Here is a 17,499-nt window from a genome sequence, read left to right as displayed (position 1 = left end):
GGGCTGGGGGTGGGGCTTTGTGTTTGTTGTTTTCCTTTACTTATTAGCCAGCAACTTCTCTATCTTCAGTATCTGATAGGTGTAGAAGTCGCGTGTGCTGCCAGTAGCGCTGGCACGGTAGGCACGATACTTGGTAAGTACGCGGTGCATCTGACCAAGCATCATGGCACCCATTTCGACGTCGCTGAGACGGCTTGCGCCATAGTTGATGCGTACAAAGCTGTCGTGCATGCAGTTGTCATTGCAAATCATCTGCTCCTGCTGCAGTTCGTTGAGCCACTCATCGTAGTCGGCAAGACCCTTAGAAGACTTACCAGTTTCAGGCTTAAGACCACTGTTGGTCATCATAGTGCTGATTGCTGCCGACTGCATATCCATTTCGGCAGCGCTCAGTTTGCCAGCTGTAGGAGCCTTGAAGAGCATGTTGACGAGGTCGTTCATGTAGCCGTCGATGGTGTAGTTGGCTGTAGAATTGACGATGCCACCCTCCTTGATGCGATACAGAGCAGTAGGACTGAACAGCGAAGCGACTATTTTCTTGCGTATCTTCTCGTTCACGTCGAGGTTCACCTCCATCTTGTTGAGTAGGGCATGCGGTGTGAGCCAGCTGTCGTAGGTGCGCATTTCGTTGAGCAACCATTCGAGAGTCTGCTTCTGGCGAGCCTTGTCCACGTATGTCATGCTTGCTTTCTGGCCGTCGCCCTGGCGTATTTCGGTGAATTCCTTGCCACCTATGTATGTCAGCACGTGTCCGATGTAGCGGGCGTACTGCTTTGTTATCTCGCTATAGACGTCAGCCATGTTGTCGTAACGCTCACCATTCTCCTTTGCCCAGTCCTCAAGATTGGCCATGAGAATCTTCATGTTGCTGATGCCATAGGTGCTGGCTTTGATGTGGTCGTTGCCGAGATCCTCGGTCAGGTCGGTCGGATCGACAGTGCCCATCACCTGCTGTGCGCCGAATTGGTACATCTTGTCGCCAGCCTTTTCGGCTATCCACTTGTTCAGAGTAGGCAGTTCGGCATCGGGAGTGTTGGCATCCTTGATGAGGCGGTAGCCCCAGTTGATGGCATACATGTCGTAAACGCCGATGATAGGAGGTGTGAGGCGCACGCCCTTCTCGAAGTCGCCGGGCTGAGCCACGTAGTTGTTGCGTGCATAGTCCATGATAGAAGGAGTGGTGCCATACTTCTGTGTGAACTCCGGATTGCGCAGCTGCTCAACGTCGAAGGCATAGCTTGCGCCCATGTTGTGCATCAATCCGAGTGTGTGACCTATCTCGTGGGCGGCAGCGTAGCGTATAGCCTCGCACATAACGTCGTCGTCGAATGTGGTCTTGCGTACACGCTTGTCGACAGCGGCAGTCTGAACGAATCGCCAGTTGTGCAGCAGCGACACGATGTTGTGATACCAGATGACGTCGGCTGTGAGTATCTCGCCGGTGCGAGGGTCCTTATGGCTCGGTCCCATAGCGTTGGCTGTGGCGGTAGCTGCATACTTGAAGCAGTTGTAGCGCATGTCGTCGGGATTGAACGAAGGGTCGTTCTTGGGATAGTCCTTTGCGATAATGGCGTTCTTGAAGCCTGCACCTTCAAATGCCTTGTTCCAGTCTTCGATACCTGTCTTGATGGTCTGGCGCCACTTTTCGGGGAAAGCCGAGTCTACGTAGAACACGATTGGCTTCTCCGGCTCAACGAGCTGTCCGGCAAAATACTTCTCCATATCCTCAGCTTTAGGCATCAGGCGCCAGCGGCATATGTATGTCTTCTTGTTGATACGGTCGGCGTTGGAGCTGAAAATCTTCTTGTCGCGGTTGAAGAAACCCACACGGTTGTCCTGATAGCGCATAGGCATCGGGTCGTCGGGCAACACGAACAGCGAGCGGTGAACCTTTACAGAGTACGGTTTCTTAACGAGACCCTGCGTATTGAACGACAGAGTGCTCTCAATCTCGATGTTCTTGGGGAAAGCCTTCACCTCGTCGATGCTCGAAGCGTCGGCGGCGAAGGCGCCCTTCAGCGGCATTGATGTGTTGCCGAGCAGACGTGAGGCTGGCGACACTTCCTTAAGCGGTGATATAGACGACTCGTTGGTGCCGAAGAATGCAGTAACGTCGATTACAACGTTGCCACCGTTGCGCGCCATAATCTTAAATCCTTTGAGGCGCGGTGACTTAATACAGATTTACTTTACACTGTTTTTGAATTGTTAAAACCGTGTAAAGTAAATCTGTATTAAGTCACCTTCTTCCCACCTATTTATATAAATATTGAACCAAAATTAAATAAAAATACATATTTCTTGTGTAAACAACCAAAAAAGTGTACATTTGCAGAGTTTAATTGGTGTATTTTTCCGATAAAGGTTTTATTACTAAAGCAATAACTAATAATCAATATTTCATAATGACAAAAAAAATTATCATGGCGTTGGGACTTCTATGTTTGTCCAGCGTTGTATCCTTTGCGCAGAACAAGCGCACCGTATTGAGTGCCACTATTGATGGCTACAAGCGTGACATGGTTTATTTCGACTGTGTACAGAGTCCGTTCATCCGTCAGGAGTTTCACGCCAACCCAGGCGAGGAGCATGTCTATGCGTTTGACACCGACCGCCTTGTAGCGATGATTGTCAACGGACGCACTACCGTGCTGCTCATGCCGGGCGACAGTCTGCATGTCGACATACAGTATCAGGGCAAGCAGGTGAATGAACTGAAGTTCAGCGGCTCTAAGCAGGCAGTTGCCGACAACGAGCTTTACGCTGCTGTTGCCGCCTACAGACGCTCTATACGCTACAAGTTGCAGCTTCTGGCGTGCGCCGTAGTAGACGTCAAGCCTGCCGACCGTATCAATGATTCGAAGAAACTCCTTGACCAGACACGCCAGCTCGTAGCCCAGTCGAAGGGCAAGGTGGCAGCCGACGTGGTGAATTACGTATCAGCCGAGAGCGAAGGACTGGCTTACATATCGTTCGTAGAATATCCCCTGATGTACGAAGAAACCCGCAAGCTGCCCATCGCCCAGCAGGGTGTAGGCGACTACTGGAAGCTTATGGACGGCACCAAGCTTCGCGGCGACATGGCATCGTTGAGCTGTCCCGACTACTGCTCGTTCCTTCTGCTCAACATGGCTTACACCAAGAGCAAGCAGGCACACGAAAAGGGCGAGACCTATCAGCGTCCCGACAAGATTGAGGACATGTTCGAGCAGCTGGCAGCGTTCTACGACGGAGCGTGCCGCGACGCAGTTTTGTATTCCATTATCACCAATTACATACAGGGAGGCAAGGACATAGAACGTATAGAACCCCTCATCAAGCAGTTTAAGGAGAAGTATTGCGTAGACAAGCGCCATGCTGAAATCATAGATGCTATAATGCAGTAATGCCTCAAAGAATAATTTAATAGATTATATAAAAAGTATCCATGAACAAGAGAGAGTCTTTATTGAAGTGTGGACTGTGCGCCATGCTTTTAAGCGGGGGACTACCCATGCAGATTCTTCCGACCTCTACCGCCACGGCGCAGAATGTGCGCCCGACGGAAGACGGATGGAAAAACGACCCAGTGACATTGCGCATCAGTAATGAGACGTTGGGAAATGTGCTCAGCAAGGTGGCAAAATCGGTGGGAGCCGACCTGGTTTTCCAGGGTGTCACGCTTGTAGGCATCAACGAGTTGACAACACTCAACGTTAAGGACAAGCCGCTCGACAAGGTGATTGGCGAGCTTATAGGCGACCAGAACGTACGCATCCTATATCAAGGCGGCCATCGCGCCATCATCATCTCGCCCTACGAGAAGCAGGAAGACAACGCCCAGTCGTTCGTAATAGGCGGCGTTGTAGTGGGCGGCGACAACCAGCAGCCCCTCATCGGAGCCACCGTATCGGTGACCAACGGCACCAAAGAGAAGGGACGCACGGGATGTATCACCGACGAGAACGGTAAGTTCAGCTTGCGCGTCAACCGCAAGTCGTCAATCAGCATTTCATACCTCGGCTACGAAACCAAATCTATCCAGATACTTCGACCCAACCGTAACATGAACATAAGCCTCGCACCCAACGCAACCAATATGGATGAGGTGGTGGTTACGGGTATCAGTCGCCGCAACAAGAAGAGCTTTACAGGTAATTATGTATCGGTAAAGGGCGACGAGTTGCGCAAAATCAACCCTAACAACATCTTGCAGAGCCTCCAGTTCTACGACCCCAGCTTCAAGGTGAGAGAAAACAATTCAAACGGTTCCGACCCTAACGCGCAGCCCGAATTCCAGATGCGCGGCGACCAGTCGCTGGGTTCTACATCGAGCATGAACTCTATGGACCTGCTCCTCGACAACGTGTCGAGCCGACCCAACACTCCGCTCTTCGTGCTCGACGGCTTCATCGTGCCTATGACGCGCATCCTCTCGCTCGATCCGGAGCGCATCGACGAGGTGACAATCCTCAAGGATGCCGCCGCTACAGCCATCTACGGCTCTAAGGCGAGCAACGGCGTCGTCGTAATCTCTACCAAGGTGGCTCCCGACGGAGCGCTCTCGGTCAACTACAACGGTACGATGACTCTTCAGTCGCCCGACCTTACCGACTACAATATGATGAACGCTGCCGAGAAATTGCAGGCAGAATGGATGGCAGGCGTATACGACAAGAACAGCGTGCCAAGCATGAACCGCTACAACTCATTGCGCCGCAACGTGCTGGCAGGTGTCGATTCCTACTGGCTCTCGCAGCCCTTGCGCACAGCAGTTCAGTCGCGCCACTCGCTCACAGCAGCCGGCGGTACCGATATATTCCGCTACAGCCTGGGCGTCAACGCAGGCTTCCAGCCCGGTGTAATGAAGGGCTCGTCGAACAATACAAAGGGCGTAGACTTCACCATGAGCTATCGCAAGGAGCGCGTGACGGTGGGTGCCAACATCAACCTGACCGAGACATCGGGCAACAACTCGCCCTATGGCGACTTCTCGGCATTCAGCCAGGCCAACCCCTACTATCGTATGACCAACGACGACGGCACTTACGACCAGATACTCGACAACTTCACGGCAGCCGGCAGTACTACCGTGACCAACCCGCTGTACAACTCAAACATCGGCATCAAGGACCTGCAGCGCAGCCTGAGCATTGCCAGCAGCCTTAACTTCGAGTATATGATTCTCGACAACCTGCGCCTCACCGAGTCGTTGCAGTACACACGCGGCACCGCACGTACTGAGAAGTTCCTGCCTGCCAACCACACCAGCTTTGCCAACGAGACAGACAAGACGCTGAAGGGTAGCTACAGCAAGAACACGGGTGAGTCTACCTCGTGGTCGAGCAACTTGGGACTGAACTACAACCTCCCAATCAACAAGCACCTCATCAGTATGCTTGCCAACTGGACCGTTAGCGAAGACCGCAACAACTACGTCAACCTCTCAGCCACAGGCTATCCCGACCGCCACATGGACGACTTCATCTTCGGCAACAAGATGTCGACCAATCCGAGCGGATCGGAGTCGCTCTCGCGCTCAATGAGCTTCATCGGACAGGTGTCGTACAGCTATGACAACCGCTATTCGTTCGACTTCAACCTGAGCGAGGAGAACTCGTCGCGCTACGCCAACAACAGTTTCACTCCGTTCTGGTCGACCGGTGTACGCTGGAATGCCTATCGCGAGAAGTGGCTCGAGGGCCGTATCTCCAACCTCGTGTTCCGCGCCACATACGGTATTACGGGCGAACAAAGCTCCAACCCGTACGAGACACTTGAGTTCTATACCTTCACCAACACCATGAAGCCTTACAACTCGTTCGCTTCACTGGGTGCCGTGCTGCAGGGACTCAACAATCCCGACCTCAAATGGGCTAAGACCGACCAGTTCAGTCTGGGCGTAGACATAGGCTTCTGGAAGAACCGCATCAACGCCACATTCAACTATTACAACAACATCACACGTCAGATGATGACACAGTACGACCTGGCTCCGTCTACAGGATTCAGTTCGCAGAACATCAACGCCGGCGAGTTGCAGAACCAGGGATTTGACGTGACATTGAACGTGATTGCCTACCAGAACATACGCAAGCAGCTCTACTGGACCATCAACGCCAATGCCAACCACAACAAGAACAAGATACGCAAGATATCGGCTTATCTGCAGAAGATCAACGAGCGCCAGCTCGCTTCGAAGGGTGCTCCGCTCCCAGTGCTGCAGGAGGGATATTCTACCACCACTCTGTTTACCGTACGCTCGTTGGGCATCGACCCCATCACGGGCAAGGAGGTGTTCCTCACACGCGACGGACAGAAGACATTCGAGTGGAACAGCAACGACAAGGTGCCCGTCGGCGACACCAACCCGAAGCTCAGCGGCACTATCAGCAGCTCGCTCAACTACAAGGACCTCAGCTTCAACGTAGGTTTCACCTATAAGTTCGGCGGCATCGTGTACAACTCTACACTCGTCGACAAGATCGAAAACCGCAACATAGCCTACAACCTCGACCGCCGTGCCATGTCGAGCCGCTGGCAGAAGCCGGGCGACGTGACTTACTTCAAGAAGTTCTCGCTCGATGCCACAGCAAGCCAGACCGAACAGAGCACACGATTCATCATGGACGACGACGAACTGAAGATGTCTACCATGAGCATCGGCTATCGTATGCGCTACGAGAAGTTCAACTTCCTGCGCAAGCTGAACATCGACGTGCTGGCTCTGAACTTCACTACCAACGACCTGTTCCGTATCTCGCGTGTCAAGATGGAGCGTGGACTCGACTATCCGTTCGCACGTTCGTACACTCTGTCGTTGTCACTCATTTTCAAATAATATATATAAGGTGTACACTATGAAACTGAAATCATTATATACGGGTGCTCTTGCATTGGCAGTACTGTGTCTGACTTCGTGCTCAGACTGGTTTGACGTGAGCCCTAAGACCAATATCAAGGCGGAACAGCTTTACGAAACTCCCGAAGGTTTTGAGAGTGCTCTTGCCGGTATCTACATACTCCTGACCGATGACGACTGCTACGGTCACGACATGTCGTTTGGACTTATCGACCAGCTGGCACAACTTTACGACCGCATTCCCGACGGAACCACCGACCGCGAAGCTATCTATCAGTATACGCAGGAGTCGCAAGGCTACGGCACCAAGGCGCGCATGGCTGCCATTTGGGAAAAGTCGTACAACGTGATAGCCAATACCAACAACTTCATGAAGTGGCTCAACAAGAACGGACAGCGCGTGCTCAGAAACGAGCAGACACGCAACATGTATTATGGCGAGGCTTATGCCATGCGTGCATTCCTCCACTTCGACCTGCTGCGTGCATGGGGTCCGATGGATTATCAGGCTGGTAAGCAGAATCTGAGCATACCTTATCGTGTGGTGGCCGACAACACCAAGCAGCCACGACTTGCGGCTGAGACCATTGTGGGCAAGATTATCGACGACCTGAAGCAGGCTGAGCAGTATCTCGCTTTTGAGAAGAACACCAGCCTTTCGGGCAACGAGCGCCGCTACAGATTGAACTATTACGCCGTGAAGGCCCTTCAGGCACGTGTATATTGCTATGCCGGCGATGCCGAGAATGCAATAAGCTGCGCCAATGAGGTGATAAACCATTGCGGACTTACGCTCCAGACGTCAAATTCCAACGACCCTGCACAGTTCGACGAGGCCCTCTTTGCCATCTACAAGTATAAGATGAGCGACCGTTTCTCTTCTTACTTCGCCGAAGGTCCCGACTTTACCACTCAGTATTGGATCAGTCTGCAGAACTACAAGCGCATTTTTGAGGCTGAAGGCAACGAGCGCGACGCCGACTTCCGTGCCCGTCGTGGTGCAGGTGTGTATGTTTACGACGGCGTAAGCCGCGTTATCACACGCAAGTATCTCAAGAACGACCAGAGCATCATTCCTCTCGTACGTCTGCCGGAGATGTATTACATCCTATGCGAAATGTCGCCTCTGAGCGATGCTCCGCAATATATTAATAATGTAAGAAGCCATCGCGGCATCTCACGCTCCAACGCCTACAGCAGTTTCGCTAACGATGCGGCTCGCACCGAGGCTCTGAGCAAGGAGTATCGCAAGGAGTTCTATGCCGAGGGCCAGTACTTCTACTTCCTCAAGCATCATGGCATCAGGACTCTCGACTACTCACACGAGGCTAATACCGACGCTATAGTCACCATGAACGAGCAGCGTTATGTGTTCCCATTGCCCGACCGTGAGAAGGAATATGGCTGGACTGATGAAGAATCAAACAACACTTCAAATGATTAATTATGAAATTACGTATCAATAAAACATACATATTGGGACTGATGGCAGTAGGTGCGCTCATGGCTTCTTGCAGTCAGGAAGACCCTACATTGTTTGGTGGTGAGTCGGACGGATACTACTTCAACTACAATTCGGCTGACGACATGACTGCTACCATCAACTTTGCCGACTCTATCGTGACCGATCCGGAGGTGGGATATGTGCCCCTTAAGATCCGATTGCTGGGCCATCTGCCCGAGCAGACTACTTCTATCAAGCTCAAGGCTGAGCCGGTTGAGGGCTATGAAATGCCGCAGGTGACTCTGCCTACAATCGAAGTCAAGGCTGGCGAGTACGACAAGACGGTTGAGGTGAAAGTGGCTCGTCCCACTCAGGAGAATACTACCTATGCCGTGAAGATAACCTTCGAGCAGGCTGACAAGAGCATGAAGGACTTCAACAGCTTCGTAATCTACACCAAGGAGGTATATGAGCGTCCCGACAATTGGACTGACAGATACTACGGCGAGTGGACTGCCGAGAAGTATAAGTTCATTGCCAAGACTCTGAAGAATGCTGCTTTCTATAGCGACGACAGCTATAAGCAGAGCAATCAGTACAATCCGCGTCTGATTTACGCTGTGCGCGATTGGCACAATGCTCATCCTACAGAGGCGATTCCTTATGATATTCCGTTCCTCGACGACACTGAGTTATGGCGCGAATACGACAAACCCGATTATTGGGGCGACCTTCAGGACAAGTATTTCGGCAATTATGACGGTTGGAGATTCGGTAAATTTGCATTGAAGTTGGGCTTAACCACTCAGAACGAGTATGAAGTGCTCGGCTCGACTGATGAAGCTGAGTTGCAGAAATCCAACAAGCACGCTGTGCTGTTGATGCTTCAGAATTACAATAATCAGTTTGAACAAGGCTATAGCTATTGGGGATTGAACTCTGCATTCAGCGTTCCGATGGTTGAAGGAGTGGACTATGATGTTGTGGCTCCTGCATTCTGGACCAACAGTCTGACCGGTCCTATGATTAAGAAGTACTACGGCGAATACTCGGAGGCTAAGTATAAGAAGATGCTTCAGATTGCCAGCAGCAGTGTCGATGGCTTCAAACCCTTCCAGTTGTTCCCCGTCAAGCTGATATGGGACGATGCCAGTATGACAAATACGCCGATGTGGGACACTGATGCTAACCTCAACTGGACGTACATGGGTGAGCAGGTGATATACGAATTCTACAAGATATTCAAGCAGAAAGCCCCGAGTCTTTTCCCCGACGGCGTTACTGCTCCTGCGGATGAACCCCAAGAAAAGCAATAACTTCAAAAAACAAAACAGAAGGATTATGAAAAATATAATATATGTAGCCATGAGTGCCCTGCTCCTCACATCGTGCTATGAGGACAAAGGCAACTACGACTACCGCTTCGACAGCATGAATCAGGTCGACATAAGCAATGTCAGCTATCAGCCTGAGGCTTACGAAGGCGTGTCGGGAAAGGTTATTGAGGTGCAATTGCCCCTTACCGAAGACAAAGTGCAGCGTGTGGAGGCAAAGCTCTCGCAGACTTTGTCCGACAACTACGACAATCTCGACTTCACATGGTATACTGCCTACACCGCCACCAAGCGCGACCCTATGACCGGACGTGAGGTGACGGAGACCGTGCGCGACACGCTGCGCACCAACGGCTATGTCGACCTCAACTTCCCTGCCAACACCGACCGCAACTACTCGGTGATAATGGAGGTGAAGGACCGCACCACCGACCTCGACTATTATGCCAAGCTGAACGTAAAGACCCGTCTGCTCTTCAAGAACAGTCTCTTCTTCCTGCATCAGCAGGGCGGCGAGACTTTCCTCGGCAACGTAGAGAAGATTGGTACAATGTTCGAAAGCCGTAGCAATGCTTACAAGACTGCCAAGCCAACCATCACCGACAACCCGTTTGCCGATGCCGTTAAGTTGGGCTATACGTCATGTCCTTATCCTGAGGTGAATGGTCTTATGGTGTTCCGTTCTAACGGACGTGGCAACACCTACAATGTGTTCAAGGCTTTGGATACTTACGACGTACCCCTTGTACCTGCGGTTTCATCATCGTTTGTGGCAAGCCGTGTGATTACCGTGGGCAATATAGCTACCGGCAATATTTTCAAATGTCTGCTCTCACGTGATGGACAGTTCTACATGGGCAAGTGGGCTCCGTACTATACAGTGCCTGGTGAGGATGCTGAAGAATCGTTGCAGTCTGGCGACTATCGCGTTACTGCCGCTACAGTAACTGAAAGTTATTACGTATTGTGGGATGCCAAGAACAATCGCTTTATCTATCAGTCTAACAGCGATTGGTTCCCGTTTCAGCTGAATGAATATGCACAGAATCCGCCGCATAGCGTATATCCTGTGATGGACGCCAAGGTTGACTTCAGTTCGTTAGGAACTTTATCACCGGTTGGCAAGACTGCTGTGTATGGTTTTATAGCTTCGCACAACGAGTTCTTCCCCGATGCCAAGCCGCAGTTCATCTTCAAGGATGCCGACAACAACTTCTATCTCTACGAACTTACCCCCGTTGACGCTGGAGGCAAGAGCCGTGGCGGTGATGCAGGAGCATCGGAGAGCGCATTCACCATCACTGGCAAGAAGCTCCCCGATTTCCATCCGGGCTCTAATCTGGCAAGCATCACGTACAATCCGTGGTTCTCTACCAACTATATCTTCTACGCCAAGGACGACAATGTGATACGTCACAACCTCTCTAACGGCGATGAGCAGGTGGTATATACAGCTCCTGCGGGCTATACCGTTAGCGTAATCAAGTTCCGCACGGAGGATGCTGAGAGTAACAGTACGATGGGTTCAAACCTCGGCGACCTTGGTTTGTATCTCAGCATCGGTATGAACAAGGAATCCAACGGAGCCGTTGCTGAAATCAAACTTACTCCGGCGGCTGATGTCGACGAATCGTTCAGCCTTTTCTGTGATAAGGATTCAGAGGGCAATGCTTTCGGTCGTATCCTTGATTTGCAGTTTGCACACGTTTATACATATAGTAAAGATAGCAATTAATGTTACGTAATATTTCATTGGCACTGCTCGCTTGGGCGGGCAGTGCCTTCACCGCACAGGCTCAAAGCGACGTTGTGGTGAGCGGAAAGATTGAGGGTGTCAAGCAGGGACAGCTCCTGCTTGTGGCACAAGTAGGCGAAAACCGTATGGATACACTCGGTGTAGCCGATTTCAAAGCGCCTAAGTTCCAGCTTAAGGCGAAAGTAAAGGAGCCTGTTATGGCACAGATTGTAGTGCGAGGCTATAGTGGCGGATTCAACTTCATTGCCGAACCCAACGCCAAGTACGACGCTTTTCTGTGCGACGGAGATGCCGCTTATATTAAAGGTGGAAAACTTCAGGACGAGTGGATGGCTTTCTCTAAGCGCTCGGCCGAACTTCATGCCGAGTCGAAAGCTATGCAGGCGCGTTACGACGCATTGCGTGCTGCCAACAAATTCCGCAGCGCCAGCGCCACAAACGACTCCTTGCGCACGCTAAACGACAACATCAACGCCGAAACTCAGGCTTTCCTGAAGCAGCACGACGACGTTATAGCTGCCTATACCTACAACGCCAACGCGCTGATGGCTGAACTCAACCTCGCCGACACGCGTAGATTGTACGACTCTATGGGCGAAGGTGCAAAGAATTCGCCCAGCGGCCGCATCATGCTCGAACGCATTCAGCGTATGGAGAAGGTGACTCAGGGACGCAAAGCACCCGACTTTACTCTGCCAGACCTCAATGGCAACTTGGTGACTCTAAGCAAAGTGAACGCCAAGGTGAAGATTGTCGACTTCTGGGCTTCGTGGTGTGGACCCTGCCGATTGAACAATCCGTCGCTGAAGCGTATGTATGAGCAGTATCACGACAAAGGATTGGAGATTGTAAGCGTGTCGCTCGACAATGTCAAGGAGCGTTGGCTGAAGGCTGTCAAGCAGGATGGTCTGCCCTGGATCAACGTCAGTTCGCTCAAGGGATGGCAGTGTGAGGTGGCTCGTACTTACGATGTCAAGGCGGTGCCAGCCATATATATCCTCGACGAAGAAAACCATATCATCACTACAAACATCCGTGGTGAGTCGCTCGCGAACTTCCTTCAGGAACGACTCAAGTAATGATGTATATTCTAAAAACCAAATTTAAAACATAAAATGAAAACCAGAATCTTTTTATTTGCATTGGCTTGCATGGGTATTATGCCAAGTATGGCACAGACAGCACGCCGCTTCACCATCGACGGTGAGCTGACACGCGACTCGCTGCGTTATACTCCGCAGGCGATAAAGAAAGTGTATTTGAAGCATATCGTTAACGGTCAGGAAGTTATGATGGACTCGGCTGTGGTGAAGAACCGCTGCTTCCACTTCGAAGGAACGGCTCCTAAGGACGTTGAGGCTGCAATTATCACAGGCTTCGACAATGGTTCGGCACAGCTGCTTCTTGAACCCGGCAACATCAAGTTCAAGCCTTTCGACGGCAATTTCCCCGTTGGTGCCAAGGCTTACGGAACCAAGAACAACGACATCTTTGTAGGTTATGCCATGCTGCACAGCAAGAATGCCGACGATGCTAAGGTGAATATCGAGAAGCTTCGCGCCTCTTTGCCTGACAGCATCACCAATGACGACCGCAAGTATATGCCTTATCACGGAGCCATATTCAATGCCAACGGCGTGTATTACAAGGCTGATGTGATGGATTATTACCTCAAGCACATCGACAGCGAGGCAAGTCTCTTCATCCTGAAGTACGACCTCTACTATATGTTCAAGCCGAAGTATCTGCACGATGTGTTTATGGCTGCACTGCCCGAGCGCCTGCACAGCCATCCCATCTATAAGGAACTGAAGAACCAGTTGCTCTCAAGCGACATGGTGGAAGGCAGTCCGGCACCCGACTTCACTGCTCTTACAGTCAACGGAAAGTCGCTGTCGTTGTCGCAACTGAAGGGAAAGTACGTCTTCTTAGACGTCTGGGCATCGTGGTGTGCGCCTTGTCGTCGTGAGATACCATTCATCAAGAAGGCACTGGCTGAGGCTAAAAACAAGGACAACTTCAAAGTGTTGAGCTACTCAATCGACAGCAAACGCAGCGATTGGACCAACTGTATTGCCAAGAATCAGATGTCTGACAAGAACTGGATACACGTGTCTACGCTGAAGGCATGGTCGTCTGACATCATACGTCTGTACAATGTGCGTGGCGTTCCTCATACAGTTCTCATCGATCCGGCTGGAAATGTAGTGAAGTTCAACCTTCGTGGCGAGGAACTTGTTAATACTGTGAAGGACATTCTGAGCAAGCCTTTCAAGCCAGCAAAGTCAAATGCTAAGACTGCAACGGCTGCTTCGGCTGTAAAGATGGCTCCTTTCAAGGCTTCGTCGGCTGCCGACCAGAAGCTATACGACGAGTATGAGGCCCTCTGCAAGCGTAAGGATATGTCGAAGATAGCCAAGCTTGAGGCTCAGGTGCGCTTCGTTCTCGACCACAACACTTCGCCCGTGGCTCCGTATATTATGGAACGCGACTTCCTCAACATTCTCGACAAGTCGTACAATCAGAGCTTCTCTAACGCTTTGTCGCCCGTATTGAAGAACAATGCTTATGCCAAGTCATACTGTGACAAGGTTGCTGAGTTGCTGGGTGAGGAAGAAGAGTAAGAAGTAGGAATTACGAATTAGGAATTAGGAGTTGTTCTAATTCAATAAAAAGTTGAGAGTTGAAAATTGAGAGTTTAGAGTTATGATTACATGTTATAATCATTTGATTATCGTCTAATGCTACAAAGCATATCATAACTCTAAACTCTCAACTTTCAACTCTCAACTAAGTAAAATTATTTCTTGTGTCGGTTGGCACGTTGTTCGCGGTATTTTGCTTTCTGACGTGCCGACCCGCTACCATGGGCTCCGGTGATGTATTTCTTCTTCTTAGCCTTGGTCTTCACCTTGCCGTCGTCATCGTTGCGGTTGGATGCGCCGCCACGACCCCAGGAGATTCCGCCCCCGGCAATGATTGCGTCTATATCGTCGCCTTTGCTCATAATCGTTTTGTTTATTGTTTTAAAAGATTAAAGGGTTGACAAGAGACAATATCCAAGTTGGCTAATCAGCTTGTCAACTCGTCAACTTGTATCTTGTCAACTCGTAGTATCAATGATGGAACAGACGAACGCCTGTGAATGCCATTGTGATGCCGTACTTGTCGCAAGTATCGATAACATTGTCGTCGCGTACTGAACCACCAGCCTGAGCGATGTACTCTACGCCGCTCTTGTGAGCGCGCTCGATGTTGTCGCCGAACGGGAAGAAAGCGTCTGAGCCGAGAGCTACGCCACGGTTCTGGGCAATCCATGCCTTCTTCTCCTCCATGGTCAATACCTCAGGCTTCTCCTTGAAGAACATCTGCCATGTACCGTCGCGCAGAACGTCGTCATGGTCTTCAGAGATGTATACGTCGATGGTGTTGTCGCGGTCGGCGCGACGGATGCCGTCAACGAACGGGAGGTTCATCACCTTCGGGTGCTGACGCAACCACCAGATGTCGGCCTTGTTGCCAGCCAGACGTGTACAGTGGATACGGCTCTGCTGTCCGGCGCCGATACCGATGGCCTGACCGTCCTTGACGTAGCATACAGAGTTCGACTGTGTGTACTTCAGAGTGATGAGCGAGATGATGAGGTCGCGGATAGCCTCGGGTGTGAAGTTCTTTGCCTTTGTGGGGATGTTCTCGAAGAGAGCTGGGTCGTCGAGCTTCACCTCGTTGCGTCCCTGCTCGAAAGTCACGCCGAATACCTGCTTGTGCTCGATGGGGGCCGGAGTGTAGTTGTGGTCAATCTTAATCACGTTGTATGTACCCTTGCGCTTTGCCTTCAGAATCTCGAGAGCCTCGGGAGTGAAGTCGGGAGCAATAACGCCGTCGCTCACCTCACGCTTGATGAGAGTAGCTGTAGCAGCGTCGCAAGTGTCGCTAAGCGCTACGAAGTCGCCATACGAACTCATGCGGTCGGCACCACGTGCACGTGCATAGGCACAAGCGATGGGCGAGAGTTCAACCTTAACGTCGTCGACGAAGTATATCTTCTTCAATGTGTCGCTCAGAGGCAGACCAACTGCTGCACCTGCGGGCGATACGTGCTTGAACGATGCTGCTGCTGCGAGACCTGTTGCAGCCTTCAATTCCTTGACGAGCTGCCATGAGTTGAGAGCATCGAGGAAATTGATGTAGCCGGGACGGCCGTTGAGTACTTCGATAGGGAGTTCGCCTTCTTCCATGTATATGCGCGAAGGCTTCTGGTTCGGATTGCATCCGTACTTGAGTGCTAATTCTTTCATACAGTGAATATAAGAATGAAAAATATGTCTGCAAAATTACGATTTTTCCACTAAAAAGCAGTACATTTGCGTCAAAATATTACATATTAGGATGTTATGAGCATTAATTACGCACTGAAGAAACTGTTTGATACCGTCGAGCATGAGTTGGAGCGCATTCCGCAGAAGGTACGCGCCCTCGACAAGTTGCGTCTGTACATCACCGGTAAGGAGAAGCCTTCGCGCGAAACTCTTGACCGTATATCGCTGTTGGTGGGGTTTCAGGATTGGGAATCGTTCAAGGAGGCCCTGCATGGCAAAACTGATGGACAGGAGAATTATGAAGATTAAGATGCACATCTTATAAGTATCAGATGCTAAAAACTACCTCAAATATTTATTTATGAACAAATCAACAGTATTGTTAGGCTTATGCCTCGCGCTCGCTCCGATGGCTGGCGCACAGACACTGAACAAGCAGGGTGGCATCTCGTCGCAGACCTTGCAGAAAATTGTGAAGGCTCAGGAAGCTGCGCCCGTAAACAAGGCCGTATTCAACGCTTTGGCTGCGAACAAGATTGACGACTTGGCAAAGAACTTCGCCAATAAGGGACTATTCGACTCGCACTTCAGCGTAGAGACTCCCAAGCAGTCGATACACAACCAGAAGAGTTCTGGTCGCTGCTGGATGTTCTCAAGTTTCAACGTACTGCGTGCCGATTTCGCCCGTCGTCATGGAGATTCATTGTGTGTAGACTTCTCGCACGACTATCTCTTCTTCTACGACCAGCTCGAGAAGGCCAATCTTATGCTTCAGGGTGTTATCGACAACGCCAAGAAGCCTATCGACGACCCACGTATGCAGTTCTTCTTCAAGAGTCCGCTCAACGATGGCGGTACATTCTGTGGTGTAGCCGACCTCGCTCCTAAGTACGGACTCGTTCCTATGTCGGCTCAGCCCGAGACATTCACTGCTGAGAATACAGCAAAGATGGGTTCGCTGCTCTCTTCTAAGCTTCGCGAGTATGGACTTGAACTGCATCGCATGGTGGCTGTCGGCAAGAAGCCACAGGCCATTGCCGACCGCAAGACCGAGATGCTCTCTACCATATATCGTATGCTCTCTATGGCATATGGCGAGCCGGTGAAGGAATTCACATACCAGTTCCGCGACAAGAACGGTCGTGCCGTAGGCGAGCCGCGCCGCTTCACACCTAAGTCGTTCTACGACGAGGTAGTGGGCAACCCGATTAAGGGTACATTCATCATGGTGATGAACGACCCGCGTCGTCCTTACCACAAGACATACGAGGTAGAGTACGACCGCCATGTGTACGACGGTACCAACTGGAAGTACCTCAACCTGCCTATGGATGAGATTGCAAAGCTGGCTATCGCTTCGCTCAAGGACGGCAAGAAGATGTATTCGTCGTACGACGTAGGCAAGCAGTTTGACCGTGAGCGTGGATTCTCTGATACTGAGAACTACGACTACGCATCGCTCTTCTCCACCACATTCCCGATGAACAAGGCCGACCGTATCGCTACATTCGATTCTGGTTCGACACACGCCATGACTCTCACAGCTGTCGATCTCGACAACGAGGGCAATCCAATCAAGTGGAAGGTGGAGAACAGTTGGGGCGCAACCAACGGCCATCAGGGCTGCATCATCATGACCAACCGCTGGTTTAACGAGTACATGTTCCGTCTTGTAGTAGACAAGAAGTATGTGCCGGAGACATTGCTCAAGGAGTTTGAGCAGAAGCCGTTGATGGTGACACCTGAGGATCCGCTCTTCAGCGACGATATGTAATCAACGCATTTCAATACAAAATAATATATAC

At 51.0% G+C, this 17,499-nt stretch carries 11 protein-coding genes and 1 pseudogene; 9 read left to right on the top strand and 3 right to left on the bottom strand.

The window, feature by feature from the left end:
• Positions 1-36: 36 nt before the first annotated feature.
• Positions 37-2,169 (bottom strand): annotated as a pseudogene (locus tag I6E38_RS06210) (zinc-dependent metalloprotease); the annotation flags it as partial.
• Between the two features lie 236 nt (positions 2,170-2,405).
• Here I6E38_RS06210 and I6E38_RS06205 point away from each other — a divergent pair.
• Genes I6E38_RS06205 through I6E38_RS06175 form a run of 7 tightly spaced genes read left to right on the top strand, consistent with a single transcriptional unit; the run spans position 2,406 to position 13,999 of the window.
• On the top strand, positions 2,406-3,386 hold the full coding sequence (locus I6E38_RS06205) for a hypothetical protein (RefSeq protein WP_235393132.1): 981 nt from the start codon (positions 2,406-2,408) through the stop codon (positions 3,384-3,386).
• A 41-nt stretch (positions 3,387-3,427) separates the two neighbouring features.
• The gene (locus I6E38_RS06200; RefSeq protein WP_235393131.1) at positions 3,428-6,820 is read left to right on the top strand and encodes a SusC/RagA family TonB-linked outer membrane protein; all 3,393 of its coding nucleotides are present in this window, start codon (positions 3,428-3,430) and stop codon (positions 6,818-6,820) included.
• Between the two features lie 19 nt (positions 6,821-6,839).
• The gene (locus I6E38_RS06195) at positions 6,840-8,285 is read left to right on the top strand and encodes a RagB/SusD family nutrient uptake outer membrane protein (RefSeq protein ID WP_235393130.1); all 1,446 of its coding nucleotides are present in this window, start codon (positions 6,840-6,842) and stop codon (positions 8,283-8,285) included.
• A gap of 2 nt (positions 8,286-8,287) precedes the next feature.
• Positions 8,288-9,601, top strand: a complete 1,314-nt coding sequence (locus tag I6E38_RS06190; protein ID WP_235393129.1) for a hypothetical protein — start codon at positions 8,288-8,290, stop codon at positions 9,599-9,601.
• A gap of 25 nt (positions 9,602-9,626) precedes the next feature.
• Positions 9,627-11,354, top strand: coding sequence for a PKD-like family lipoprotein (locus I6E38_RS06185; protein WP_235393128.1), 1,728 nt, complete (start codon positions 9,627-9,629; stop codon positions 11,352-11,354).
• A complete protein-coding gene (locus I6E38_RS06180) occupies positions 11,354-12,454 on the top strand; it encodes a TlpA disulfide reductase family protein (protein ID WP_235393127.1) in 1,101 nt (366 codons plus the stop codon). The genes I6E38_RS06185 and I6E38_RS06180 overlap by 1 nt, the downstream gene beginning before the upstream one ends.
• A 36-nt stretch (positions 12,455-12,490) precedes the next feature.
• Positions 12,491-13,999, top strand: a complete 1,509-nt coding sequence (locus I6E38_RS06175; protein WP_235393126.1) for a TlpA disulfide reductase family protein — start codon at positions 12,491-12,493, stop codon at positions 13,997-13,999.
• A 176-nt stretch (positions 14,000-14,175) separates the two neighbouring features.
• Here I6E38_RS06175 and I6E38_RS06170 read toward each other — a convergent pair whose 3' ends face one another.
• The gene (locus I6E38_RS06170; RefSeq protein ID WP_235393125.1) at positions 14,176-14,382 is read right to left on the bottom strand and encodes a hypothetical protein; all 207 of its coding nucleotides are present in this window, start codon (positions 14,380-14,382) and stop codon (positions 14,176-14,178) included.
• 109 nt (positions 14,383-14,491) lie between these two features.
• Positions 14,492-15,673, bottom strand: a complete 1,182-nt coding sequence (locus tag I6E38_RS06165; protein WP_235393124.1) for a phosphoribosylaminoimidazolecarboxamide formyltransferase — start codon at positions 15,671-15,673, stop codon at positions 14,492-14,494.
• Between the two features lie 96 nt (positions 15,674-15,769).
• Here I6E38_RS06165 and I6E38_RS06160 point away from each other — a divergent pair, with 96 nt between their 5' ends.
• Both I6E38_RS06160 and I6E38_RS06155 read left to right on the top strand, forming a co-directional pair.
• Positions 15,770-16,003, top strand: coding sequence for a hypothetical protein (locus I6E38_RS06160; RefSeq protein WP_235393123.1), 234 nt, complete (start codon positions 15,770-15,772; stop codon positions 16,001-16,003).
• 52 nt (positions 16,004-16,055) lie between these two features.
• Positions 16,056-17,468, top strand: coding sequence for a C1 family peptidase (locus I6E38_RS06155; protein ID WP_235393122.1), 1,413 nt, complete (start codon positions 16,056-16,058; stop codon positions 17,466-17,468).
• The last annotated feature ends 31 nt before the right edge of the window (positions 17,469-17,499 follow it).

Source organism: Leyella stercorea (genome assembly GCF_021531355.1).
Taxonomy (GTDB): Bacteria; Bacteroidota; Bacteroidia; order Bacteroidales; family Bacteroidaceae; genus Prevotella.
This window is presented reverse-complemented; position numbering and strand designations above follow the sequence as displayed.